The 23,536-nt window shown below is 42.3% G+C and carries 19 protein-coding genes; 11 read left to right on the forward strand and 8 right to left on the reverse strand.

From position 1 onward, the window contains the following. Positions 1–28: 28 nt before the first annotated feature. A complete protein-coding gene (locus MB380_RS13370; protein ID WP_253523732.1) occupies positions 29–409 on the forward strand; it encodes a DoxX family protein in 381 nt (126 codons plus the stop codon). 144 nt (positions 410–553) lie between these two features. On the opposite strand, the gene MB380_RS13375 is transcribed toward MB380_RS13370, so the two are convergent. Together MB380_RS13375 and MB380_RS13380 are read right to left on the reverse strand one after the other, a co-directional pair. Then, positions 554–2,188 carry a sulfatase gene (locus tag MB380_RS13375; protein ID WP_253523734.1) on the reverse strand — a complete coding sequence of 545 codons (1,635 nt, stop codon included), beginning with the start codon at positions 2,186–2,188 and terminating at the stop codon, positions 554–556. Positions 2,189–2,198: 10 nt separating this feature from the next. Then, on the reverse strand, positions 2,199–3,059 hold the full coding sequence (locus MB380_RS13380; protein ID WP_253523749.1) for a ThuA domain-containing protein: 861 nt from the start codon (positions 3,057–3,059) through the stop codon (positions 2,199–2,201). A 299-nt stretch (positions 3,060–3,358) separates the two neighbouring features. Here MB380_RS13380 and MB380_RS13385 point away from each other — a divergent pair, with 299 nt between their 5' ends. Both MB380_RS13385 and MB380_RS13390 read left to right on the forward strand, forming a co-directional pair. Next, a complete protein-coding gene (locus MB380_RS13385; RefSeq protein ID WP_253523752.1) occupies positions 3,359–4,387 on the forward strand; it encodes an ATP/GTP-binding protein in 1,029 nt (342 codons plus the stop codon). 3 nt (positions 4,388–4,390) lie between these two features. Next, entirely contained in the window at positions 4,391–4,717 is a 327-nt protein-coding gene (locus MB380_RS13390) for a hypothetical protein (RefSeq protein ID WP_253523755.1), read from the forward strand. Positions 4,718–4,783: 66 nt separating this feature from the next. Here MB380_RS13390 and MB380_RS13395 read toward each other — a convergent pair whose 3' ends face one another. Both MB380_RS13395 and MB380_RS13400 read right to left on the reverse strand, forming a co-directional pair. Beyond that, on the reverse strand, positions 4,784–6,394 hold the full coding sequence (locus tag MB380_RS13395; RefSeq protein WP_253523758.1) for an IS1634 family transposase: 1,611 nt from the start codon (positions 6,392–6,394) through the stop codon (positions 4,784–4,786). Between the two features lie 844 nt (positions 6,395–7,238). Further along, positions 7,239–7,646, reverse strand: coding sequence for a DUF4375 domain-containing protein (locus MB380_RS13400; RefSeq protein WP_253523788.1), 408 nt, complete (start codon positions 7,644–7,646; stop codon positions 7,239–7,241). 1,768 nt (positions 7,647–9,414) lie between these two features. Here MB380_RS13400 and MB380_RS13405 point away from each other — a divergent pair. The 3 genes from MB380_RS13405 to MB380_RS13415 all read left to right on the forward strand — a co-directional run bounded on the left by MB380_RS13405 (position 9,415) and on the right by MB380_RS13415 (position 12,521). Continuing rightward, entirely contained in the window at positions 9,415–10,485 is a 1,071-nt protein-coding gene (locus tag MB380_RS13405) for a hypothetical protein (protein ID WP_253523791.1), read from the forward strand. A 490-nt stretch (positions 10,486–10,975) separates the two neighbouring features. Continuing rightward, complete coding sequence (locus MB380_RS13410) at positions 10,976–11,170, forward strand: hypothetical protein (protein WP_253523794.1); 195 nt, start codon at positions 10,976–10,978, stop codon at positions 11,168–11,170. A gap of 274 nt (positions 11,171–11,444) precedes the next feature. Beyond that, positions 11,445–12,521, forward strand: coding sequence for a TlpA disulfide reductase family protein (locus MB380_RS13415; protein ID WP_253523797.1), 1,077 nt, complete (start codon positions 11,445–11,447; stop codon positions 12,519–12,521). A gap of 284 nt (positions 12,522–12,805) precedes the next feature. On the opposite strand, the gene MB380_RS13420 is transcribed toward MB380_RS13415, so the two are convergent. Then, on the reverse strand, positions 12,806–13,816 hold the full coding sequence (locus MB380_RS13420; RefSeq protein WP_253523800.1) for an NAD-dependent epimerase/dehydratase family protein: 1,011 nt from the start codon (positions 13,814–13,816) through the stop codon (positions 12,806–12,808). 64 nt (positions 13,817–13,880) lie between these two features. Further along, positions 13,881–14,456: a Crp/Fnr family transcriptional regulator gene (locus tag MB380_RS13425; protein WP_253523815.1), complete on the reverse strand. Its 576-nt coding sequence runs from the start codon at positions 14,454–14,456 to the stop codon at positions 13,881–13,883. A gap of 242 nt (positions 14,457–14,698) precedes the next feature. On the opposite strand from MB380_RS13425, the gene MB380_RS13430 reads away from it, so the two are divergent. After that, positions 14,699–15,229 (forward strand): histidine phosphatase family protein, encoded by a 531-nt coding sequence (locus MB380_RS13430; protein WP_253523818.1) that lies wholly within the window; start codon positions 14,699–14,701, stop codon positions 15,227–15,229. A gap of 546 nt (positions 15,230–15,775) precedes the next feature. Then, positions 15,776–17,161, forward strand: coding sequence for a DHA2 family efflux MFS transporter permease subunit (locus MB380_RS13435; protein WP_253523836.1), 1,386 nt, complete (start codon positions 15,776–15,778; stop codon positions 17,159–17,161). Between the two features lie 260 nt (positions 17,162–17,421). Here MB380_RS13435 and MB380_RS13440 read toward each other — a convergent pair whose 3' ends face one another. Continuing rightward, a complete protein-coding gene (locus MB380_RS13440; RefSeq protein ID WP_253523839.1) occupies positions 17,422–17,634 on the reverse strand; it encodes a hypothetical protein in 213 nt (70 codons plus the stop codon). A 763-nt stretch (positions 17,635–18,397) separates the two neighbouring features. Here MB380_RS13440 and MB380_RS13445 point away from each other — a divergent pair. Further along, positions 18,398–19,444, forward strand: a complete 1,047-nt coding sequence (locus tag MB380_RS13445) for a hypothetical protein (protein ID WP_253523842.1) — start codon at positions 18,398–18,400, stop codon at positions 19,442–19,444. 183 nt (positions 19,445–19,627) lie between these two features. Next, positions 19,628–20,179 carry a cupin gene (locus MB380_RS13450; RefSeq protein WP_253523845.1) on the forward strand — a complete coding sequence of 184 codons (552 nt, stop codon included), beginning with the start codon at positions 19,628–19,630 and terminating at the stop codon, positions 20,177–20,179. Between the two features lie 191 nt (positions 20,180–20,370). Here the strand turns inward: MB380_RS13450 and MB380_RS13455 are convergent, their stop codons facing one another. Next, positions 20,371–21,885 (reverse strand): tyrosinase family protein, encoded by a 1,515-nt coding sequence (locus MB380_RS13455; RefSeq protein ID WP_253523853.1) that lies wholly within the window; start codon positions 21,883–21,885, stop codon positions 20,371–20,373. 447 nt (positions 21,886–22,332) lie between these two features. On the opposite strand from MB380_RS13455, the gene MB380_RS13460 reads away from it, so the two are divergent. Next, entirely contained in the window at positions 22,333–23,532 is a 1,200-nt protein-coding gene (locus MB380_RS13460; protein WP_253523867.1) for a hypothetical protein, read from the forward strand. Positions 23,533–23,536 lie beyond the last annotated feature (4 nt).

Consider the following 23,536-nt stretch of genomic DNA (forward strand, 5'->3'; position numbering starts at 1 on the left):
TTGCACCATAAACGAAAATAATGATTGCATGAACAACCAAAACACATCAAAAATACGCAACATTACCGCCTGGCTGTGCCAGATTCTTCTGTCGGCGGGCTTTCTTTGGGCAGCATATATGAAGCTTTTCCAACCCATCGACCAACTGGCCCGAATGTGGCCATGGACAGGCGACAACCCCACGCTAACCAGGGTGGCAGGCTTGGTAGATTTACTGGGCGGCCTCGGCATTATTCTGCCAACGGCGCTCCGCATTAAACCCGTGTTAACCCTTTATGCCGCTTATGGCACCATCCTGCTAATGCTGGCGGCCAGTGCGTTTCACATCAGCCGTGGTGAGGCATCGCAGATAGGCTTCAACATTTTCTTTGCTGCATTGGCTGTTTTTGTAGCGTGGGCAAGGCGATAAACAACCTTTAGCAATGCGCGGCGTTGCAGTAGCTGTTTTAATGATGAAGTGGTATTTTGACAAAAAACCCGGGCAAACTGCCTGCTGACAGCCTGCCCGGGTTTAGGTGGCCTTTGCGCCATACTATAAACTTAACGGCAGATGCTACCTAAATATCACCTTCCTGGCCTCCAGTTCTTTATATTTTTCAATATACATTTTATCCAACTGTTCAGAGTCTTTGTATTTTATGCGCAGGGCAGCCAGTTTTTTATGAAGCTGTGCCCTGATTTCCGCGTAAGCCGGGTCGTTGTACACATTCCTTAGTTCGTTTTTGTCTTTTCGGCGGTCGTACAGCTCCCATTCGTCAATGTCATGGTAAAAATGCACCAGTTTAAATGCTTCGGTTACAATGGCGTAATGGCGTTTTACCATGTGGATGCTCGGGTACTCGTAGTAATGATAATAGGCTGCATCGCGGAATTGCTTGCCCTGCCCTTTGAAGATGGGCAGCATGCTTTCGCCCTGCATATCGGCCGGAGGCCTGATACCTGCAGCCTCCAGAAATGTCTGCGCGAAGTCGAGATTCTGCACCATCTGCGCGTTTCTACTGCCTGCTTTAATAACAGCAGGCCATTTGATGAGCAACGGAGTCTTGAACGATTCGTCATAAACAAAGCGTTTGTCGAACCAACCGTGTTCGCCCAGATAAAAGCCCTGGTCTGACGTATAAACCACAATGGTGTTTTCGTCCAGGCCGTTGGCTTTCAGAAAGTCCAGCACCTTACCCACGCCTTCGTCTACCGCCGCAATACAACCCAGGTAGTCTTGCATATAGCGTTGGTATCGCCATTTCAGCTGGTCTTTTTCGGTCATGTTTGGGTAACGGCTTACAAAATCATCATTTACTTTATCATAAGTCTCGTTCCACGACTGTACCTGCGAGGCATCCATCCGCGCCAGATTAGATTTATACAGCATTTTATCTGTGCCGTGGTTTTCTTTTAGCCCCAGTTTATCCATGTTTTCGGGCTTTATCTTCGAGTCGCCGCCCCAGGTCATGTGGTGCATCAGGGTCATTTCCTGCTCTTTGGCAGCGCGGCCGCGACCCTCATAATTATCAAAAAGCGTGGCAGGCTCCGGGAAAGTCTTCTTCGTAAACTGGCGGTAATGCCGCTCGGCAGGCAGCCACTCGCGGTGGGGGGCTTTGTGCAGATACGCCAGAAAAAACGGCTTGTCTTCGTCGCGCTCGTTTTTCAGCCAGTTCAGGGTCATGTCGGTAATAATGTCGGTTACATAGCCTTTCACCTTTGTTTTGCCCTCTTTTTTGGTAATAAAATCAGGATTATAATAATGCCCCTGGTCTGGCAGAATCTTAAATTCATCAAAGCCTTTCGGGTTATTGCCAAAGTGCAGCTTGCCAAACATGGCTGTCTGATACCCATTGGCCTGCAAAATCTGCGGGAAAGTCACATTGGTGGTATCAAACGGAAAATAGTTGTCTATTTTACCATTTATATGGCTGTGCTTACCCGTAAGAATAACCGCCCGCGATGGCGCACAGATAGAATTAGTAACACAGGCATTGCTGAAAAGCATACCTTCTCTGGCAATGCGGTCGATGTTGGGCGTGCTGGTGAGGCGCGTATCATAAGCCGAAATGGCCTGATAGGCGTGGTCGTCAGACATAATAAAAACAATATTGGGCCGCTTGTTTTTTCTGGGCGGGTGCGTTTTGAAAGCTACCAGCAGGGCTGCCCCTACAGTAAACAATAAGATAGGAAAGAGAAGTTTTTTCATGGGGTTATTTTTATGGCTTCACCTGCGCCCAACGAATGGCGTTTTCGATGAGTTTCAGGAAGTGCTCGTTTTTCCAGGCGGCATCGCTGTGGCCCATAGAGGTATAAAAGGTTTTACCCTGGCCGGTTTGTTTGCTCCAGGCCACGGGGTGGTCTTTGCCCATGCCAAAGTTTTTATTGGTTACAAACAGAATATTGCCGCTGGGGTTAATGCTTTGGCCATTGATGCTCAGCTCAACCTGAAAGCCTTTGCTGCGCGGATTACCGAAGAACACATACCATTCGTCAGAGTGGAGCCAGCTTGGGGGGATACCCGCCGTCAGCAGGCTATCTGCCTGCGCATCAAGCAGCACTGACGTTTCCTGAAACTGCGGATTGATAGGATGATGAGAAAATTTAAAACCCAGCAGGTTCTGCTCGTACCAGTCCCAGCGATGCGAGTCGTCGCCCGCGCCATGAATCCCAATCAGTGTGCCGCCGTTTTCAACGTATTTTTCAAGGGCGCGTTTCTGGTCGTCGTTGATAACCTCACCAGTTGAGTTATTAAAAATGACCGCACTAAATTTGGCCAGTTGTGCTTCATTGAACACGCCGCCCTCTTCGGTTTCATACAAAAACCAGTTGTTTTTAGCCGCCAGACCTGCCATAACGGGTTTTGATGCCTCGATGGACTCGCCGTGACGGAAGCCGGTCGTTTTAGAGAACAAAAGAATGGCAGGTTTGCCGGTCGGGAAGTTGATGGCAGGGGCTTCGGTCTCATACGAAACCGGAAAGCCATATTTTACCTTGTAGATAAAAACGCCCAGCAATCCGCCAAGCACCACCACAATACCCAGCACCGACCATAGAACGATTTTAAAAATCTTTTTCATGTTAAGGGTTGAATGAGTGTGTGAAGATAACACTTTGTGGCAAATTTTGAAAAGGAATAACTTTAGTTTGCCCAGGAGTTTTGATTTCTGAGTAATTAAGATTTTTACAATAGCATTTGTATTGAGTATCGATGACACCCGGAGTTCTATTTTAAAAATCAATCATTTAGTTAATAATCCCACATTTGATTAATGTTTTATCAAAACTTTATAGATTTGTATAATCAAAATTTCATATTATTCGGTAATAATGATTTTTTCAGCTTAAACTTTAAATAGTTTACTTTAATCAAGGAGCTATGTTCATAAAAGATATTGAAATAAAAAATTTCAGAGGGCTAACTAACCTGAAAATTTCTGACCTGGGGCAGATAAATGTGTTTACAGGCGAAAACAACTCTGGTAAAACGAGTGTCTTAGAGGCAATATTTGCATTAATGGGATGGAGAATTGATGCTTTATACCGTCTGAATAGCTATCGAAGCCAACGGGCTGAAGTGGGTATTACTTATTTTTTCAATAAGTCGGTTAAAGATACGCCAATAGAGATTTTTGCTTCGTTTAATGAAAGCGGATATCAAAGAAAATTTAAAGCAGAATTATTGAATTTTAATAGAGGATTAGACAGCAAGACAGGGTTTTCAACTTCGATTTACGAGATTAATGAAACATCGAAAAAAAGTGAATCAATAGAATCATTAGAAGATATTGAAGGTCCTGCTGAGGCAAAAGTAATTGAATTTAAAGGACAACCCCCTTTTCAGAATTTTAATTATAGTTTTCCTTCATTCAGAATATTTGAACATGAAAACTTAAAAAGAACTCTTTCCTCAATTATAACTGCAAAAGAAGATCGCAAAATCACCAGGCTAATAAAACCTTTCGATGAAAAAATTCAAGGCATTAACGTAGTAGGCAATGGTATATTTTTAGATATTGAGGGCTTATCATCTCTATTGCCAATTGAAGTGAGCGGAGACGGTTTAAGAAGAACTTTAAGTTTGATTCTGGCAATTTATGGAGTTGGTAAGGGTGGGTTTGTAATGATTGATGAGTTCGAGAACGGATTGCATTATAAAAGCATGCCCAAAGTTTGGAAAGCCATCATCAATTCGGCAAAAGAAATGAATGTGCAATTGTTTATAACTACTCACAGCGAAGAGTTATTAAAGGTTTTGTCTGAAGTAATTGAGGATGAATTACCCGAAGATAAATCAAAAATAAGGTATTACAATATCAAGCGGTATGAAAACAATGAATCTACGGCTTATAAGTATGACTTTACTAAATTTGATTTTCTGATTTCAAATGACAATGAAATCCGTTGACTTATGCATCGATTATACATAGAAACTACAAACCCTTCAGGTAAAAAGAAAACAAACGAATATAGGTTTTTTGAGCATTTGTTGAATATTCTGGGAAAACAAGCAGATATTGTAGGTATTCATGGCAAAACAAGATTGGCTGAGTTCGAGAATAGTTTTATTGACACTAAAAAAAGAGGATTTAAAAACCTGATAATTATTGATGCCGACGGTAATCATAATACACCAGGTTGGAGTTTTCAGCGTGAGTGTAGCAAAATCCAAAATACGCTCGACACCTTTTGTGTAGGTTGTGAATTTTTTCTTGAGTTTGACACGATTTTGGGATAAGTGACTGATAATAAGGCACATGAATATCCAATCGGCTCTCTACAAACCGTTATTTGGAGTGCGAGTTCAGATTTTAAATTTTGCTTGCGTTTGTATGGGTAATATTGGTTTTAAGCCCAGTTTTTGGAGGATAGTTTTTTCGTTTTCTGTTGGCATAGACCTTAGATAAGATTTGGCTCCGTTATTTTCTATCAGGCTTACTTGCATTTTGTCAAGGGTATCCCTCAACCCTTTTTCAGTGATTACATTTTTATCGCGGTTAATTTTTTGTAAGACAAAGTTTTGTATGGCGAAGGCTATGTAACACAGGCATATATGTCCTTCGATTCGCTGGTCTGTCCAGTGAAACATGGGCCTGGTTTCCAGATGGGATTTGAAGGTTCTGAAGCTATGTTCTATTTTGAATAGTTGTTTGTATTGGTCCAGAACTTCGGCTACCGGCATGCTTTGATTATTGGTGCTTATAGCTAAAAACCCATCATACTTTTCGGAGACCTTTATTTTTTCTTCATTCAGGCTATATTTCTGGTTTTCATCTGATTTTAAGAAGAATCTGGTGGCTTTATTGTTGATTTTCGAAGGGTTCTTCAAGAGGTGCTGTGCGTGCTGTAGTTTATCTTCCCGGTCTTGCTTGTCTTTGGCCGCTCTTTTTGCCGAGTAGGTAGTAATAAAGGTCTTGCCTTCCTGTTTTAATGTGGTGTAGCGAATCAAAACATCTTGTCCGGTAGCATCTTTGTATATCCACTGCTGATGGTAATTCTTTAAGTCGAGTAGGGTTTGCTGCGTTTTTTGGGGCAGACTCTTCAAACGTTCTCCAATGATAAATTCGTAGCCTTTGCTATTTGTTATTTCCAGGTTTTTCTTTGAAAGCATCCCCCTATCGGCTACTACAATTACTTTGTCAATCTGGTATCGCTTTTTAAGGTCGCCCAGTGCTTCCCTAAAAGTATCCCCTTCATAGGTGTTGCCTTTGAAAACCCTATAACCGATAGGGTTTTTCAGGTGGTCTATGAGCATACAAAAAAGAACTTGTGTTTTACCTATTTTGCCATCCTTACCAAAACCCATTTGTCTGAGTTGTCCTTCTTTCTCAACTTCGCTGGCAAAGTAGAAGGTCGTTACATCATAAAATACCACATCCAGGCTTTGATTGAAAAGATTCCGACCCGTTTGAAAAATCTGCTGCTGGATTAACTCAGTATACTGAGCCAACTTATCCAGAGCCCGATACAAGTGCTGTAATGACAATTCGGGAAGGTTTATGTACTCATCACGATGCTGAAAGTTGCTGCGTTTGCTGCAAGGGCTTTGCAGTCGTTCCAAAAGCATCAGAAATACACTGTCAAAAAGACTGAACTGAAGCTTGCTCTTTTGCTGAAGACGATCCAAAAGAAGCCTTAACCCATACTGCTCCAGGGCATAACCAAATACTTTTTGATAACCATAATTGTATCGACCTAATTCGATTAGGTCCCCTTCCAAAATAGTCTTCAACTCTCCTCCACCTAATTCGTAAAATCTGATGCCAATGTTACGAAGTTCTTCAGGCTTATAATCTTCAACCTTACCAAGAGAATACAAAACCCTCGAACTAGGCTTCCCTGACCCATTTCGGAAACTCTCCAAAATGCGCAAATAAGTGCCTGATTGCTTTCTCTCTACTTTCAAATATGCCATAATGCAAAATTACAACCATATAGCTTTGAATGTCAATAGACAAAAACACAATCGGCTCTCTACACTTTTTCCGAAAAATAGCCAAAATAGCCCCCAGTTAGCCATCCAAGAGCTTTTTCCAAAAACAACTGTCAAACTTAAGAGGATTTAAAAACCTGATTATTATTGATGCTGACGGTAATCATAATACACCAGGTTGGAGTTTTCAAAGTGAGTGTAGCAAAATCCAAAATACGCTCGACACCTTTTGTGTAGGTTGTGAATTTTTTTTATTACCTAATCATCAGTTGGAAGGTGACTTTGAAGTACTGCTTGAAAATATCATAAACCCTGCACATCAAAGGTTAATTGATTGTCATCAGGTTTTTGAAGATTGTGTAAAGCAGTACGGGGGGTATATTACCCCAAATCAGAAGGCCAGAATTTATTCTTATGTCAGTTCTTTTCCAATGACAAAAAGCCAGGAAGAGGATTTTAAGAATAAAGGCGACTGTTTTTTTACTGATGACAATTTATGGAATTTCAATTCAGTATCTCTTCAACCATTAAAAGAATTTCTGGTAAAGCATCTTTAATAAAAATTAGAATCTCTGTGTCATTTCCTGAATTTACTTTACAGTTATTATTGTTGTAAATTTTCTTTTTTGCTTCTTTTTTCTTTTGGAATTCATGTGGATAAGTGGATAACTAGGCTGCCTGATGGACCTTGTCAGGCACCTTTAAATCCAATGCCCAGTGAGGTCGTTGCTCATTGTACAAGTTTACTGTAACTCGTCCTAAAAAGCAGTATAATTTGGTGAGTAATAATTTTATAAGCCTGATGTAATTATAAATTATCTGAGTATTACAAACCTGATTTGTTGATAAAATTTAATAGGGCGTCTTCTAAATCGCTATAATTCAACCAAAACTCATCATTAATAGACTCCATCATTTTCGACTGATCTGTTGTCCACTCCTGAATCACCTTATTTCGTTCATTAATATCTCGTGAAGGTTTTCCGCCTGGGAAAAGCATATTCATTCGCTGTACCAATCCAGCAATATCATTGAATCCAAGATAAATCAAATCTTCGATTATGTCTTCAATATGTTCGGCACCATAGTTTGTGTATTGGTCGAAAATACCATCTACAGTAATCGGTTCCAAATTGAACCAAATTCGCTCTTCCCTTGATAACGATTCATAATTCTTAAAACCATTATCCACTAAATTCTCCCATGTACTTTGTAGTTCTTCTCTTGTTTTCATGATTACGTTCCGTTTTATTATGCCATCAAAGTACGAAGCACAGCAGCTTAAAAAAAACGCAGTAAAAATACTAAAATTAACCCGTAGTGCATTTTGAATCGGAGAATATAAGCTGCCAATAAATATTCTAAAGGGTTTGATTGAAACATTCAGTTCAACATCTTCAAGTTTTTTGATGCAGAAATGAATCTGCACTTGCTTTGGATTGCTTTTAGATTGATTCTGCGCTTTTTGAAAGATTGGGTATCCCGTAGGGATGATATATCGGTAGAAAATATGGCAGATACACGTCTAAAGTCCCATCGGGACGATATATTAACTACTCAACAATAAATATATTATCCCTGACGGGATACACAGCTATAAGCCCAATCTACGTCTACTGATATACCATCCCTACGGGATTCCGTTTGAATGAAAGGTTAACTGATTAAATTCAACAATCTTTGATTAGTGCTAATTGGAGGTCTATTCTTCTTAAATACACTACGAGTGAGTAATAATTTTATAAGCCTGATGTAATTATAAATTATCTGAGTGATTCAGCGTTTTTTGAGAAATTGGGTATCCCGTAGGGATGATATATCGGTAGAAAATATGGCTGATACACGTCTAAAGTCCCATCGGGACGATATATTAACTACTCAATAATAAATATATTATCCCTGACGGGATACCCAGCTATAAGCCAAATCTACGTCTACTGATATACCATCCCTACGGGATTCCGTTTGAATGAAAGGTTAACTGATTAAATTCAACAATCTTTGATTAGTGCTAATTTGAGGTCTATTAGTGTATGCTTATTAAATGCACTACGAGTGAGTAATAATTTTATAAGCCTGATGTAATTATAAATTATCTGATTGATTCTGCGTTTTTTGAAAGATTGGGTATCCCGTAGGGATGATATATCGGTAGAAAATATGGCAGATACACGTATAAAGTCCCATCGGGACGATATATTAAGTACTCAACAATAAATATATTATCCCTGACGGGATACGCAGCTATAAGCCCAATCTACGTCTAATGATATACCATCCCTACGGGATTCCGTTTGAATGGAAGGTTAACTGATTAAATTCAACAATCTTTGATTAGTGCTAATTTGAGGTCTATTCTTCTTAAATACACTACGAGTTACTATTAAACTCTAATGAACAACAAATGTACAAATGATATATTGATTTCCTCAATTCTCAGTACTCCCACTCCCTCAACCATGCAAGCCCCGCCAACGCCGCGAATAAGAAACACAATGAGCAGAGGCTAATTGCCAATATTCCGCCGGTGCGTTTGGTGTTCTATGTACGCGTTTTCAAGCTGGCAAAGCCAATGGGGCGAAATCGGGAGGTTCATATCTATACACCTTTTTAACTATTCTTCGCCTGGCGCAAACCATTCAATAAGTAATATTTGCTACCACTTGATAATAAAAGTTATAAAATATAAATTTGTGTCCGAAATCACAGACAGGTATCTACTTGTCAGGATTCAATTAATTGGCTGCTTCTACTGCCCTTGTGCCCTAGTGCAAATTATGCTTTGTCCGAACAACACAACCGCCTGCAGCAAATCATGAGCACTACTGTTTTGGTAGTATTCAAAAAAAAGCCATGTTTAAAATAATACTTGTGATGAAAAACCCCTAAGGGCAATTAATATAAGTACCCCTACCATTCTAAAATACTTTAAGAATGGCCTCAGTTGTATTGAGTATTATCGTCTTTATATATTTTTCTTAACTAATTTAAACTAATAAAAAATGAAAACTAAAAACTCCCTACAATTTGTAAGCCTGAGTCTATCTTTGTTACTGGCAACAGGGTTATACAACTGCACACCTCAAAAATCAGAACCTGAAATACCGAAATTTGACGAGGAGTACAAAAACGTTAAATTGCCTGAAATAACCATTGTGAAGCCTGCTGAGGTGGTGTTAGTGCCTGGTAAGGTAGAAGAACCAAAGGCAGTAACTTCATTATCTGCCGAACTCACTGCCGGCACCGTTACTCCGGCTATTACCGCAGCTGCAACCGACATGGAGAAAATTGTTTCGGCCGATAAAGCTGCTGAAATTAACGCCGCCTTTACTGACGACGTTATCAATAAACTGGCCAAAGGCGAGCCAATACCTGCCAGTTTAAAGGCTTCCATAGATGCAATTGCGGCTAATCCGGCATTTGCAGCCTATTTGCCTTCATTAACCTTACCCACTGTAAACGGAAAACCGGTAACCGGAATAGTGAAAGAGCTACCATTTAAAAATAATCAGCCGCTGTTCACCGTTCCCGATTACGCCATTGCGGCCATCAACAGCCCATGTACAGACTCTGCTCAGGCAGCTTTTAACCGTGCCAAAGCTGTGATAGACAACGCCAGAATTCAACAGCGAGCCAATGTAACCAACAGTTACAATCAGAACGTAGCTTCAATAAACAATACCGAGTGTTTTTCAACATTCCAGACTACGATTGTTAGTTCCATTGCCACGTCCTTAAATGTGTTTAATACCCGATTGGTTTTAATAAACTCAATAACAACTCCAACATCGCGCATAAAAAGCCCTGCGAATACCCTGGCGAACCCGGAAGCACAATTGGTTAAAACACTATTTATAGTAAACTTTACTACTCAGATAAATTCTTTTAATATGCTATCGGTTGTGTCAAGCACTGCCTGTGATACCGAAAAAACAGAAAAATTAAGGGCTGCCGAAATTGCAAGAGACACTAACTTTGTAACCATAGAAAACAATTATAAAACAGCCCTGGCAAATTTACAAGCTACGCTAACCAAAAGTTTCCAGACCTGCCACGATCAGGGCCAGGGTTGATTGACACACACAGGTTTCTGAGTTAACGTTTCTATTATACTGCCTGATAAAGGTTCTATACCAAATAGTATTTAACAAAAACCCCAATCTTTCTGTGCGGTTTTCGCCAGGTTTAATTCAGGATAAAATCTTTTTTAAACAGCCCCATAGATTATATAAAACGGACAGGCCATCAATCAACAGCCTGTCCGTTCTTTCGTTTAATTGCCTTCACCCAAAACCTAAGCACATTTTTGCAGCTTCATCACAAAATGAAGATACACCTGCAAAAAAGCTGCTCCTGCTCGGCTGATTATCCAATCAGTCGGAGTGTTGAGCATTCTCTGAACACACTTTTAATACCATCTACTAAAACCAAACAGCATACCCCAAGCCTATCTGCAATAATAATACCTAATAAATTGCAATCAACACAACCGATAAATAAGTTTTTGTTATCTAACCTGAAATATTCAGTTAATTATGCCTTTGCATTACTGTATTGCCGCCTTTGAAACCGATAATCGTATTTTGTATCCTGTTGCTCCTCCTGTCGTCTTACGAAAACATCAACATGAATTGTTGCGAGAATCAGGATACTGAAACTGAAATAGCGGTGCTAAAAAAAAACACAAGCATAGACCTGCTGAATCAAAGCCAGCCAGGGCAGTATGTATTCGGTAACATTGCGCTCGCATACGGATGAGGCTTTGGGTGATTAAAACACAATAAAAATATACCCGAACGACACCGACACGGACGTATTTACGTTGCATTTCAAGAAAACAAAGGGGCTGATCTTTACAGATTTGGTGTTTTTAAACAATAAACTGGTGTATAACCATGCAAATGGTGAACAATTTATAACCATACTGAAATAACAAAGCTGACAACTCGTCGCATAGGTTTCGCCACTTCAAAGTTAAAGGCAATTAAATTTAGTGCAACGGTAGCTTAACAAACCATACACAATAAAACCCATGAAAACATTCTGCCTTGTTAGTTTAATCATTCTGTTTCCTGTTGTCTCACTTTCCCAGAGTTTTCAGCTTAACGGCAAAATAGATAACTGCCATAATAGATGGGTTTATATAGAGGAAGTCAATAAAAATACAAAATCAGACTCCGCACTATGTAAAAGCAATCAGTTCAGCCTGACGGGGTCTATTTCTGAACCTAAATTGGTGAGGCTGACGGTGAATGGCAGCGATAGCTGGGTAGATTTTTTTTTAGAGAAAGGTACAATAAACATAACTACACAAAAAGATTCTCTTTGGAAAATCAGTTTTACGAACTCACCGCTAAATCAATTATACCAGAACTTTAATACCCATAGCGCAAATCCAATCCGGATGAAATTGGTTGAGTTTAGCATTAAAAAAAACAATTTAATACAACCACAAGATTCGGTTCAAATAACTTTAGTGAATAATGCCATTGACTCACTGTACAACCAATCTGTAAAAAATATTATTAGCTTTATAGAAGAAAACAACGATAGTTTTCTGAGTTTGTATTATTTAGAATATCAGTATGGCGCTATTGGAATACCAAAATCGATTCAACTTTTTTCAGCTCTGCGTGAAGATATCAGGATAACACCGACCGGACAACGATTGATTGAAAAGTTGAATAAAATAGGAATCTTACAGATTAATGACCAGGCTCCGGCTTTTGTATTGAAAGATATGCAAGGAAAAGAATTTAGCCTGTCTCAGTTGGCAGGTAAAAAGGTTCTTTTAAACTTCTGGGCCAGTTGGTGCGGCCCTTGCCGTAAAGAGCACCCCGAGTTAGTGAAAATATATGAGAGACTAAAATCTAAAAATATTGAGTTTATCAGTATTTCGACTGACGAGGATATAACTAACTGGATAGAGGCGGTAAAAAAAGACAAATTACATTGGCCTCAGCTTATCGATAAAAAAGATACCAAGGGCCTTACAATTGCTAACAAATATGGCATTTATGGCATACCAGCCAACATTATATTAGATAAAAACGGCAAAGTGATAGCAAAGGATATAAATTTGAAAGACATTGACAAGTTTTTAAATTAAGTATCAATGAGTGATTTGCAACTTATCCAAACACCTTTTTTCGCCAGATTATCCAGTCAGTTGCCGTGGCAGCCGTTCTCTGAAAGGCTGCGTAAATCACCAGCGGCATAGGCTGAAAACCGGATACATTTCCTGATTATGCTGCTACCCAAAATCTAATTGCACGGGTTTTGGCAGGAAGCCATTCAACAACCCTGCCAACGGCAAGGTTTATTTGTTTGAGAAACCCGCCTGAGGGCGCCTCTGGCTCAGCAGCAACGCCCAACAGTAAAGGTATAGGTTGCTTACAGCAAATTGCGGTGCACCATCAGATACGCCAGCGCTTCGGTTACGGCCTGCTCAGGACTCTTAGGATTAAAGCCCAGTTCGTTTCTCGACTTCGATATATCAAAATCCTGTTGCAGTCCAGAAAACATCGCAATGTCTTTCCGTGTCAGTACAGGCGGTTTACCACTCAGTCTGGCCGACAGCTCCATCAGTCCGGCAATGGCAAACAACCCTATTTTCGGAACCGCCCCCGGAATCTTGATTTTCAGTTCAGGATACAGCCTCTGCGCCAGCCGGGTGGTATCAGTAATGGTCATGCTTTTTTCGTTAGCCAGTATGTATCGTTCGCCGGGTTTGCCATGTAGCGCAGCCAGCAGGCAGCCTTCGGCCACATCTTTTACATCTACCCAGTTCAGGGTAATGCCCGTGTCTACCGGTATCTGCCGGTTCAGTATCAGCCTCAGTATGCCGTAAGACACATTCAGGGGCAGAAAAGCCTCGCTGCCAATCATGGCGCCGGGCATAACGGCCACCAGCGGCACACCCAGGTTTTTGGCCAGTTCAAAAGCCAGTTTTTCACCATCATTCTTTGAGTTATAGTACATATCGCGCCGGTCCGGGTTGTAGCCGTTGCTCTCCCGGGTAGGCAGCCGGCGGTAATCCAGCGCGGCTATCGAGCTCACATATACTATCTTTTTTACCCCGGCCACGGCGGCCGCCTCAATGGTGTTGCGCGTACCGGCCATGTTTACGTCATAAATTTCTTTTTTAGGGTCTTTGGCCCATAGTTTAAAGGCGGCACCTACGGCATAGAAGGTATCTACCCCCTGCAAGGCGGCTATGAACGATGCCTTGTCGGTAATATCGGCCTGCACTACCTCGCAGGCCAGCCCCTTAAAGCTCTCGCGGTTGTTTAGGTTGCGCACCGTAGCCCGAACCGCGTATCCTTCTTTTAATAGTAACCTTACCAGATTATTGCCCAGATGCCCGTTAGCGCCAGACACCAGCACCAGATTTTTATTTTTCATGAATATTGATTTTAAATGATGGAGCAAAATTATGCCCGGCCCAGGTAAAACCACTTCACAAATGTTACCTAATGATCTGCTTCCGGATACGGCTGAGGCTTTTGGGGTTCATACCCAGAAAAGAGGCAATATACTGCACCGGCACATGGCGGATAACCTCTGGCTGCCCGGCCATCAGCTTCAGATACCGCTGCTCGGCGCTGAGGGTGGCCAGGTCTCTGGCGCGGTTTTCGTTATAGGCCAGCGACTGCTGAAACACCTGAATGCTGAAATCCCGGAAAGCCCGGCTCTGGTCAATGAGGTGGTCCAGCCCTTTTTTGGTTATGCGCAGCAGCTCGCAGGCTGTTATACATTCCAGGGTATCGCTGGCAATAGTCTGATTAATAAAATGGGCATAAGAAGTAATAAATCCGGGCGGACAGTTGATGTGCGTGGTTACTTCGTCGCCCTTATCATTATAATGATACAAACGCACAAAGCCCGACACCACAAAATACAGATGCCCCGGTATTTTGCCCTGTTCTTCCAGAACGGTATTTCTGGCATACGGCACGGGTTCAAAGTATTGCAGGCACAATTGTCTGTCGGTGTCTGTAAGCCCCACCTGTGCAGTAATTATGTCAATCAGTTGCTTGTGCATGGCACAAAAATAAACATTAGCCGCACATCTAAGGCTGATGCTTGTGTATTTTTAATGGGTGGGTTTATCAATAAGCATCTGTTTCAGATTTAATTTACCTTGCCTTATGGTCCAGAATTCTGAACCCCACCTCCTGCCCGGCTGATTATCCAGTCAGTCGGCAGGTCGGCTGTTTTCTGAACTCCTGTCTGTACCATAATGCACTGAAAGCACTATCTTTGCAAGGTTAAAAACTTTCAACATTGAAATTAGGACTCGTACGCCATTTTAAAGTTAAGCATAAACTCCCCGGCGGTTTTCTAATTGGGCATGGCGCCCTGGTAGAATGGTTTGAAGGATATGACAAGGCCGACCTCATCATTAATCCGGTTGACATGGGCGGCATCGATTGGAAACTTTGCTATGCCAGTTCTATGAGCCGTGCCTGCCAAACCGCCAGCCATATTTATACCGGCGATATTACGTTTCAAGACGAACTACGAGAAATAAATGTAATTAACCTGCTGAATAAAAAACTGCGTCTACCCATACTTATCTGGGCTTTACTCATCAAAAGAAAAACCCTTTCTGCCAACGTTATTACTGCCGAAGTAGAAAAAAAACTGGACGCTTTTCTTGATAACGTCGAACAAAATACCGAAAAAGAAATCTTAATAGTAAGCCACGGCTTCATCATGATGCTGCTGCAAAAAAAACTTACTTCCAGAGGCTTTACCGGACAGAAATTCATCAACCCTGCCAACGGTAAGGTTTATTTGTTTGAGAAAAATTAAACCCCTGCCGAAGACAAACCCCACCCCCCTACCCATGGCATACTCTTTTGGTTATAATAACCCGTAGTGCATCTGGAATCGGAGAATATAAGCTGCCAATAAATATTCTAAAGGGTTTGATTGAACCATTCAGTTCAACATCTTCAAGTCATTTGATGCAGCAATGAATCTGCACTTGCTTTGGATTGCTTTTAGATTGATTCTGCGTTTTTTGAAAGATTGGGTATCCCGTAGGGATGATATATCGGTAGAAAATATGGCTGATACACGTATAAAGTCCCATCGGGACGATATATTAACTACTCAACAATAAATATATTATCCCTGACGGGATACGCAGCTATAAGCCAAATCTACGTCTACTGATATCCCATCCCTATGGGATTCCGTTTGAATGGAAGGTTAACTGATTAAATTCAACAATCTTTGATTAGTGCTAATTTGAGGTCTATTTGTGTATTCATCTTAAATGCACTACGAGTTATAATAATATTTGTGAGCCGCCGCAAATACTTATATTTTTGATACCGCCATCCAAACCACTGCATGATGGCAAACCAGAGCCTTATTAAAGAAAGATTACCCATTACCCTGGCCATTGCTATTTTTATGCAAATGCTAGACTCCACCGTTCTCAACACTGCCCTGCCGGCCATTGCACAAGACCTGCATCAGTCGGCCATCAATATGCATTATGCCATTGTAAGCTATGTACTCACGCTTGCCGTGCTGATGCCCGTGAGCGGTTTTCTGGCCGACAGGTTCGGTACCAGAAAAATATTTCTGCTGGCGCTGGTGGTTTTCAGTGTGGGGTCTTTGCTTTGTGCCTTGTCGCAAACGCTTATGCACCTTATTATTGCGCGTATTATTCAGGGGGCGGGTGGAAGTTTGCTTACGCCTGTGGGCAAGCTGGCGCTTATCAAGACTTTTAACAGCAAAGAAATGGTGCAGGCCATGAACTTTGCCATTGTGTCTGCGCTGATAGGCCCGGTAATGGGCCCGCTGGTGGGTGGGTATGTGTCGGTGTACCTTTCATGGCACTGGATATTCCTCATTAATATACCCATTGGTGTGCTGGGCATAGTGCTGGCGCTTAATTATATGCCCGACTACCGCTCCGAATCGCCAAAGTTCGATTTACGCGGCTTCCTCTATTTCTCGCTGGCTTCGCTCCTGCTCTCGCTGTCGATAGAACTCCTGGGCGACATCCAGAATCTTACCCTGGTGCTTACTATCTTTATTATAGGCATACTGCTGTTTGTGCTGTACTTTGCCTATGCCCGGCGGTCGGCCAATCCGCTCTTTCCGCTCAACCTGTTTATGGTACGCACATTCAGAGTAGGCATACTGGGTAATTTTGCCACGCGGCTGGGTATCAGCGCGGTACCACTGTTGCTTCCGCTCATGATACAGACCATTTACGGGCAGTCGGCCATTGTGTCAGGCTGGATGCTGGCGCCTATGGCGCTTATGGCCATTTTTGCCAAGTCGCGCGTTATCAATATCCTGTCCCGGTTCGGCTACCGCAACACGCTGGTAGTAAACACCACCATTATAGGCCTGCTGATATGCGCCCTGGCTATACCGGGCATACATACCAACCTTTACTGGTTTGTACCCATTATTTTTTCTCTGGGGTTCTTCAACTCCATCCAGTTTACTTCTATGAACAGCATAGCCCTTGCCGACCTCCGCCAGCATCACACCAGCAGTGGCAACTCGCTATTGGCGGTTAATCAGCAGCTGGCCATTGGTTTTGGTATTTCAACCGGGTTGGTGGTACTGAAATATTTTCAGTTTAACACCACCCTTACCCACAACAACGCCCATAACGCTTTCCGCTACACGTTTGTAGTGATGGGCCTTATCAGCATACTGGCCAGCCTGGTTTTCAGGCGCCTGCACCCGTCAGACGGCACCAACCTGCAATAGCCCCTATAATACGTCAGAATCTAACCCAGGCCATACATACGCGTGGTTTTAGGCAATAAACCCATCTGCAAGGCCCATCAGGGTCTGTTCTGCTTTGGCTAATACCAGTACCACCATGCGCTTAACCTGTAAACAGAAGCATTTTTGGGCAAAGCTACGCCCGCAAAACCTTCTGTGGGCGTTTGTAAAAAGGCCACAGCGAGTCTCAGTCTCGTAAATCGCATATACACCGGCCATAAGGGCGCCGGTTTCAGAACTGCTTATTTAAATAAGCTCGTATCTTCTTTTGAGCCGAAGAACTTCCTGACAGGGGAACTTCGTCTGAAAAGAATCCTTAAAATAGTTACAAACACCATGTAAGCCGCCAGCCCGATAAACAGGCGTTTCGAAACAGGGATGTTAAAATAGCCTACCATGTAAACCCCTGCCACAAGAGGAGCAAGCAATAAAAAGAAGTAGTGACGGCGTCGCATAGATTTTTACGTTTTAAAAAGTCAAAAGGCCGGAGCAGTTTAAATCCGGCAAGCAGTTATTAATTAGTTATTTACTTTAGATGCAGATTTCATGCCATTGATACCTGTTGAAACATATAATTTTTTTTTCGTTTCGGGTAAAAAATTTTAATCTCACCAAATGTATCCGCCTGATAATTTTTTAAGCCTGCCTCAGGTGGTCTTCAGGCAAAACCCTGAAAGACAAACCGGCAAAAAGTATCGACAAAACAGACGCCACCACCCATCTGTAAAGGTACCGCTTAATAAATTATTGGACTGAAATAAGGAAAAATATAACGTTAGCAATCAACAACCGGGCATTATGGTTAGTTGTGTTATTTTTTGCGTTTTTTTACATAAATAAATCTGTTACCGCTTGATAATTAGTTTTTTTTACAATATTTTAGTGCCTGAAATCAGATAGAAGATTTCATAATGTCAGGATTCTAATATTTACTGCATTCTTTCTGAACCTCGTTTTATCATTGGTATGTCTTTTGCTTGAACGGGTTTTCAGCTTTCACCGGGCGTTTTAGAATGTATTGCATACCGAAAAAATTAAAGGCCGGGTTGCTCTATTAAGAAATATAACGGGTAAAGGCGGGAGGGTAAAAACCCTCTGATTGAAAAACTTGTGCGTATGCCGTCCTCCCCACTCAAATCCAAACAAACTAGAAAATTTAAATTTGCAAAAAACCAATTCAGATATAGTTAAATTATTACGCATCCAAAGTAAAAAAAAATGAAACCAAGAAACCATTTCAAATTCTTAAGCCTGAGCCTGATTCTGACACTAGCTGTCGGCTTGTATAACTGTAAGCCAACACCATCAGAACCGGAGATTCCGAAGTTTGAGGAAGACTTCAAGGGCGTAAAGTTGCCGGACGTTACGCCAACTACGCCTAAAGCCGCTACCACAACTGCCGCTTCAATTCAAACATCAACGGCAGTTTCTGGCGTTGCTACAGCAGCTGCAGCGGGTCCTTCAGCACCAGCAATTGTTTCAGCAACCACAAACATGCAGAAAATTGTTTCTGCCACTGAGGCTGCCGAATTAGTAGCTGCTTTTACGCCAGCGGTAATAAGCAATCTTCAAACCACGGGCGCTTTGCCTGCAGATTTGAGCATTAAAGTAAATGCAATTGCCTCAAACCCTGCTTTTGCAGCGTACTTGCCAAAAGTTACGCTTCCTACGGTAGATGGAAAAGTCGTTACTGGTGCGGTTAAAGAGTCAACATTCGACAAAAACCAGCCTTTAATCACTTTCCCTAACTACTCGGTAGCAGCTATCACCAGCCCTTGTACTGATGCAGCACAGGCAGCTTATAACACTAAAAAAGCTGAAATTGATGCAGCCAGAGCTACACAGGTTGCCTCTGTAACTAATACTTACACTACTGCTGTTACAGCTGCCAACGCCTCAGGAGCTTCTTGTTCTTCGGCAATACCTGGCAAATATGCCACCTTAAAAACTGGTGCCGCTACAGAACTTAACGCGGGTCTTGCAGCATTGCTTTCAGCCAAAGCAATTTTGGGTGAAAGTAATTACAATTTGTTGGTATTACTTTATTATTCAGCTTATGTAACTAACCTGAATGCACTTTCTAATCTGCAAACAGCAGAATTGAACGCCTGTGCTACTTTAGTTACAGCCAGCATTGCCAACGCAGCAGCCGCAAGAGATGCAGACTTAGCGAACATCACCGTTAATTATAACTCTCAAATGTCAACCTTGCAAAGCATCCTTACTGCAGGTTTCCAAAAATGCCATGACCAAGGTCAGGGTTGATATAAACTTTAGTCTGGCCTGAAACTGGTTTTCAAAGCCGGCCATCAAAACTCTGTTTGTTGCTCTTTGTTAATAAGAGCCACAGGCAGAGTTTTTTTGTTGCCTGTGTACCTGATATTTTTTCATTTTAGCAGCAACTGGCACGATTATTTTATTGATTGCCCTGTAACAAAATACAGCAAAATGAACTATCTGTTTGAAAAATATTATTTCCTTGACGACGGCACCATGCCTAACAGCGAGCTGCCCGTTATTGTGTATCGCCAGGTAACGCAGGCCACCAACAAAACCGAATGGCTGGAAGACACCTTTAAAACCAACGGCTGGACCAACAACTGGCGCGACACCGTTTATGGCTATGATCATTTCCATAGCATTACGCATGAGGTACTCGGCATAGGCGATGGCTCCCTGACCCTGCGCATAGGTGGCCGCAATGGCTTGTCGTTGGCTCTGGAAGCCGGCGACGTGGTTATTCTACCGGCCGGCACCGGCCATTCGGCGGTGTCTGAGCACCTGAATTATACAGTGGTAGGCGGCTACCCTAAGGGTATGGATTGGGATCTGCTCATTGGCAATGACGACGAACGCGCACAGGCGATTGAAAACATCAGCCGTGTGCCGCTTCCTGAAACCGACCCCGTTTTTGGTTTACAGGGCGAACTACTGAAACAATGGCAGTATCAGGAAATAAATCAGCTACCTGATTTCAAACGGGTAATAGGCGGTTGTTGAAAGTGTGTTGCGCCACAGCAGCAGCATTTTTTAAAGTAACAGCAGTCTGACGACATAGAAACACAAATTTAAATTTCTGCCCAATGCAAATACATGGCAGATACCGCATAAACCGGCCATAAATTGCCGGGTATATTACAGACACAGCCCTTTTATGCCGTGGCTGTGTCTGTAAACTTAGGCTCGCCCTCTTATTGTTTCACCACCGAAACGCTCTCAACCTGAATATCTTCAGCCTTTGAGCCGTTAAATTTAAGAATCGACAAATCAAAAGTCTTCTTATCAAGCGCTTTTGTATGAGCAGATTCATTGGTGATTTCATAATTAAAGGTTTTGTATATCTTGTTACCTGCCTTATGGCCATGCGCCGCGCTTTTAGAGTGCTTGTGGTCTGCCCCGAAGAACGTCATAGAACCCACATAATATTTATTACCCGGCGTAGGTGTCTCTTTAGGCGGCAGGTTCAGGTAAATCTCATAGTCAGACTTCGGCGCCTTGGTAAATGATACCTTCACCGACATCACCAGCACATCCTTGGGTTTTACGTTCTTTTGCATCCAGTTCAGACTTTGTTTAGGGTCACGCTGTATAATCAGTTTGGTCATTGGGTTAACCAGCTTTACGGGCTTGCTGGTATTACCAAGGGTATCTTCCTTGCTTACAGAGGCCGCCAGCATTTTCAAATTCTCTTTAGGTGCATTTTTAGGTTTCACAATGGCATCATCATAGTCGTAATCCAGGTTATAGATAATCTTCACCACCTCTTCAATGGTATAAGTAATTTTTTCGCCGTTTTCATTAAAGAAAACATAAGGCCAGGCTACTTTTTTCAGTTCTTCAAGCATAACATCCTGCCCGTTGGGCGAGTTAGTCCATTGCTGCCACAGGCGGTCAATATTAGAGTGATGCGCCCAGAAAATCGGGTCAAAAGCGGCCGTTGAAACGTCAGCCATCATACCGTAAGCGGTATTCTGATAAATAACCGAATACTGCGATTTACCGGTGGTGTCGTTACCAAAGCCTATGTAATTGTGCATGGCTCCGTGCGGTGCCGTGTTCATATTTTCGTTGTAAAGTGCATAGGTACGGTATTGGTTCAGCTTGGTCAGGTCAAGGCGGCGTACGGTTTTACCCGATATCGGGTCGCCGTTATTGAGGCTGTCCAGCCGCTCAACGGTGTAAAGGCTGTTGCTGGTATTACGCCATATAGGCGGCATGGTGCGGTTTTGGGTAATGTTGGTGGTATCGGTATAGCCCCAGTAAGGCAGGGCGAAATCCTGATAGCCAGACAATTTGCGCACAATTTTTTCAAAATAGTAAATGTACATGCGGTGCCAAACCAGAAAATGTATCAGCTCACCCTGGCCCAGGTGCGTACAGTTGTCCCAGCCTGCTTTGAGCTGCAATACATTCTGATAACTGCTACACAACTTGTTCTGGCCCGTAATGGTATCGGGTATCCAGTGAATAGCCCCCTGGTAATACCAGCTGGTGGGGTCTGAGCAGTCGGCTTTTCTCATAATGGCCAGGGCTTTATCCAGGGCTTCAAGGTCTTTGGCGGCATCAGGCGAATACGCGTTTTTCCGGATATACTTCTTGGTATCTGGCCCGGCAATGGTAGAATCTTTTCCATCCTCACCTTTGTTGGTGCAGCTCATGGCCATAACGGCCAATAACAGGCAGGTAAATAGCAGTAATTTTTTCATTTTCTTGACTATCGATTTAGGTTGTTAAAAAAACCATGTGCAATGTAAATGCAATTTCAATTAGTTTTATTGACAGGAACACTTACTTATTTTACGGTACCGTATTTTTACGCATTTACTACCGCTTAATAATTTTTTACCCAAAAACAGCACAAGGCACCTACCCAAATCAACCGATAAATAGAATAATTTGCCTGTAAATAAAATAACTATAAAGCCTATACGCAGCAGCTATATATTAGTGGTGCATTTACATTATGTACTTATAAAAAATTAACTACCAATATTTTACCACGGAGTGGCTCTGAGTTTAGCACAGCGTTTCACGAAGTTTAGAGAAAAATCCTCCGTGAAACTCCATATTTTCAACTTTGTGTTACTTCGTGGTTTCAATCTTTAATTTTAATTAATATTTTCTTTGTACTTACCCTCTTAAAAGCTGTACTCATGAAAAAAATTCTCCTCCTCATTTTTCTACTTTCCGGTAGTCTGTTGTATGCCCAAAAGAACCGTATCCGGCTGAATCAGTACGGACAAACGGTTGATAAAAACGGCAAAGAAGAAAACAGCCAGATGCTGCCCAATCAGAAGATACTACTTGAGGGAGAACTGAAAAAGCCCCTGCAAAACCCCGAAAAAATTTCGATGCTGGTGTATGCCTCATCTCAGGCACAGGCCACTGAGGTAAAAGCCGCCCCTACCACCACCGGCTACAGGGCATTGATTGGCCCGTTTCTACCCCGCGAAACCGTAGGGCTGGAGATATACGTTGAAAAAACACAGGATGATGCACAGAAAGACCTTATCAGAAATCAGATAGCCGAAGGCCTCCCTAAAGCCGCCGGGTCGCTGAGCGCCATTTACAAAAGCAACAACGTCGGCTTAACGCCCGACGAGTTTAAAGCCACTGTGCTGAAGGCGTTTCAGGAAACGCTACCGAACGACCTGAATATTTACTACGTGGGCGATAAAAAACTGAAAGATAACTTTGTAGAAATATTTACGCCGCTGTCGGCCACGTCAGATTACCTCAATTTGCTGAATACCTCATTAAGGCTGGCCCACCCTGGGTTTGCCCCCAAGGCTGATTCGCTTAAGAAAGTGATGGATACTGAAACAGATAAGATTTTCAGCGAGGGGCTTAAAAACCTGGTAGCCAAAGAGATTACGGCCGCTCAAACGCTGGATGTGTCGGTTATTGTAAGCGAAATCATGTACTACGCCTCTTTTGACATTACCCCGGCCATGACGTTTCTCGGCAACTCAAGGCCAGACTCCGTTAAAAGAAACTTTGGTATGTTTTTTACCATAAGCCCCTATTTGTTTGCCCGAATACCGCCCGATGTATCGCTGAAAGATTACGTTACAGCCGCGCCTGCCAAAAGTTTCCAGCGTTTCCACAGGGCCATCGCTTACCTGATACAGCCAACGCTGGGCGTGGGTATAATGGGTAACAAAGACGTAAAACTAACGCCCATTATTTATGCAGGTGGCACGCTCAGGTTTAACCAACTGTTTAAGTTTACCTATGGGGTAGCGTTAAACAGTAAAGATAAATACAGCACAATGGGTTTATCTATCAATATCAACTATTTCGGCGACATCCTCAAAGCATTCCAAACGGCGCAGGCCAATTCAAAATTCTAAAACA

Source organism: Emticicia sp. 21SJ11W-3 (genome assembly GCF_024138715.1).
Taxonomy (GTDB): domain Bacteria; phylum Bacteroidota; class Bacteroidia; order Cytophagales; family Spirosomataceae; genus Emticicia; species Emticicia fluvialis.

Coding starts and splice junctions, on each gene's coding strand:
- MB380_RS13440 (WP_253523839.1), bottom strand. CDS start 17,634: ATGCGACGCCGTCACTACTTCTTTTTATTGCTTGCTCCTCTTGTGGCA.
- MB380_RS13400 (WP_253523788.1), bottom strand. CDS start 7,646: ATGAAAACAAGAGAAGAACTACAAAGTACATGGGAGAATTTAGTGGAT.
- MB380_RS13385 (WP_253523752.1), top strand. CDS start 3,359: ATGTTCATAAAAGATATTGAAATAAAAAATTTCAGAGGGCTAACTAAC.
- MB380_RS13380 (WP_253523749.1), bottom strand. CDS start 3,059: ATGAAAAAGATTTTTAAAATCGTTCTATGGTCGGTGCTGGGTATTGTG.
- MB380_RS13370 (WP_253523732.1), top strand. CDS start 29: ATGAACAACCAAAACACATCAAAAATACGCAACATTACCGCCTGGCTG.
- MB380_RS13450 (WP_253523845.1), top strand. CDS start 19,628: ATGAACTATCTGTTTGAAAAATATTATTTCCTTGACGACGGCACCATG.
- MB380_RS13435 (WP_253523836.1), top strand. CDS start 15,776: ATGATGGCAAACCAGAGCCTTATTAAAGAAAGATTACCCATTACCCTG.
- MB380_RS13405 (WP_253523791.1), top strand. CDS start 9,415: ATGAAAACTAAAAACTCCCTACAATTTGTAAGCCTGAGTCTATCTTTG.
- MB380_RS13445 (WP_253523842.1), top strand. CDS start 18,398: ATGAAACCAAGAAACCATTTCAAATTCTTAAGCCTGAGCCTGATTCTG.
- MB380_RS13425 (WP_253523815.1), bottom strand. CDS start 14,456: ATGCACAAGCAACTGATTGACATAATTACTGCACAGGTGGGGCTTACA.
- MB380_RS13375 (WP_253523734.1), bottom strand. CDS start 2,188: ATGAAAAAACTTCTCTTTCCTATCTTATTGTTTACTGTAGGGGCAGCC.
- MB380_RS13390 (WP_253523755.1), top strand. CDS start 4,391: ATGCATCGATTATACATAGAAACTACAAACCCTTCAGGTAAAAAGAAA.
- MB380_RS13415 (WP_253523797.1), top strand. CDS start 11,445: ATGAAAACATTCTGCCTTGTTAGTTTAATCATTCTGTTTCCTGTTGTC.
- MB380_RS13455 (WP_253523853.1), bottom strand. CDS start 21,885: ATGAAAAAATTACTGCTATTTACCTGCCTGTTATTGGCCGTTATGGCC.
- MB380_RS13460 (WP_253523867.1), top strand. CDS start 22,333: ATGAAAAAAATTCTCCTCCTCATTTTTCTACTTTCCGGTAGTCTGTTG.
- MB380_RS13395 (WP_253523758.1), bottom strand. CDS start 6,394: ATGGCATATTTGAAAGTAGAGAGAAAGCAATCAGGCACTTATTTGCGC.
- MB380_RS13420 (WP_253523800.1), bottom strand. CDS start 13,816: ATGAAAAATAAAAATCTGGTGCTGGTGTCTGGCGCTAACGGGCATCTG.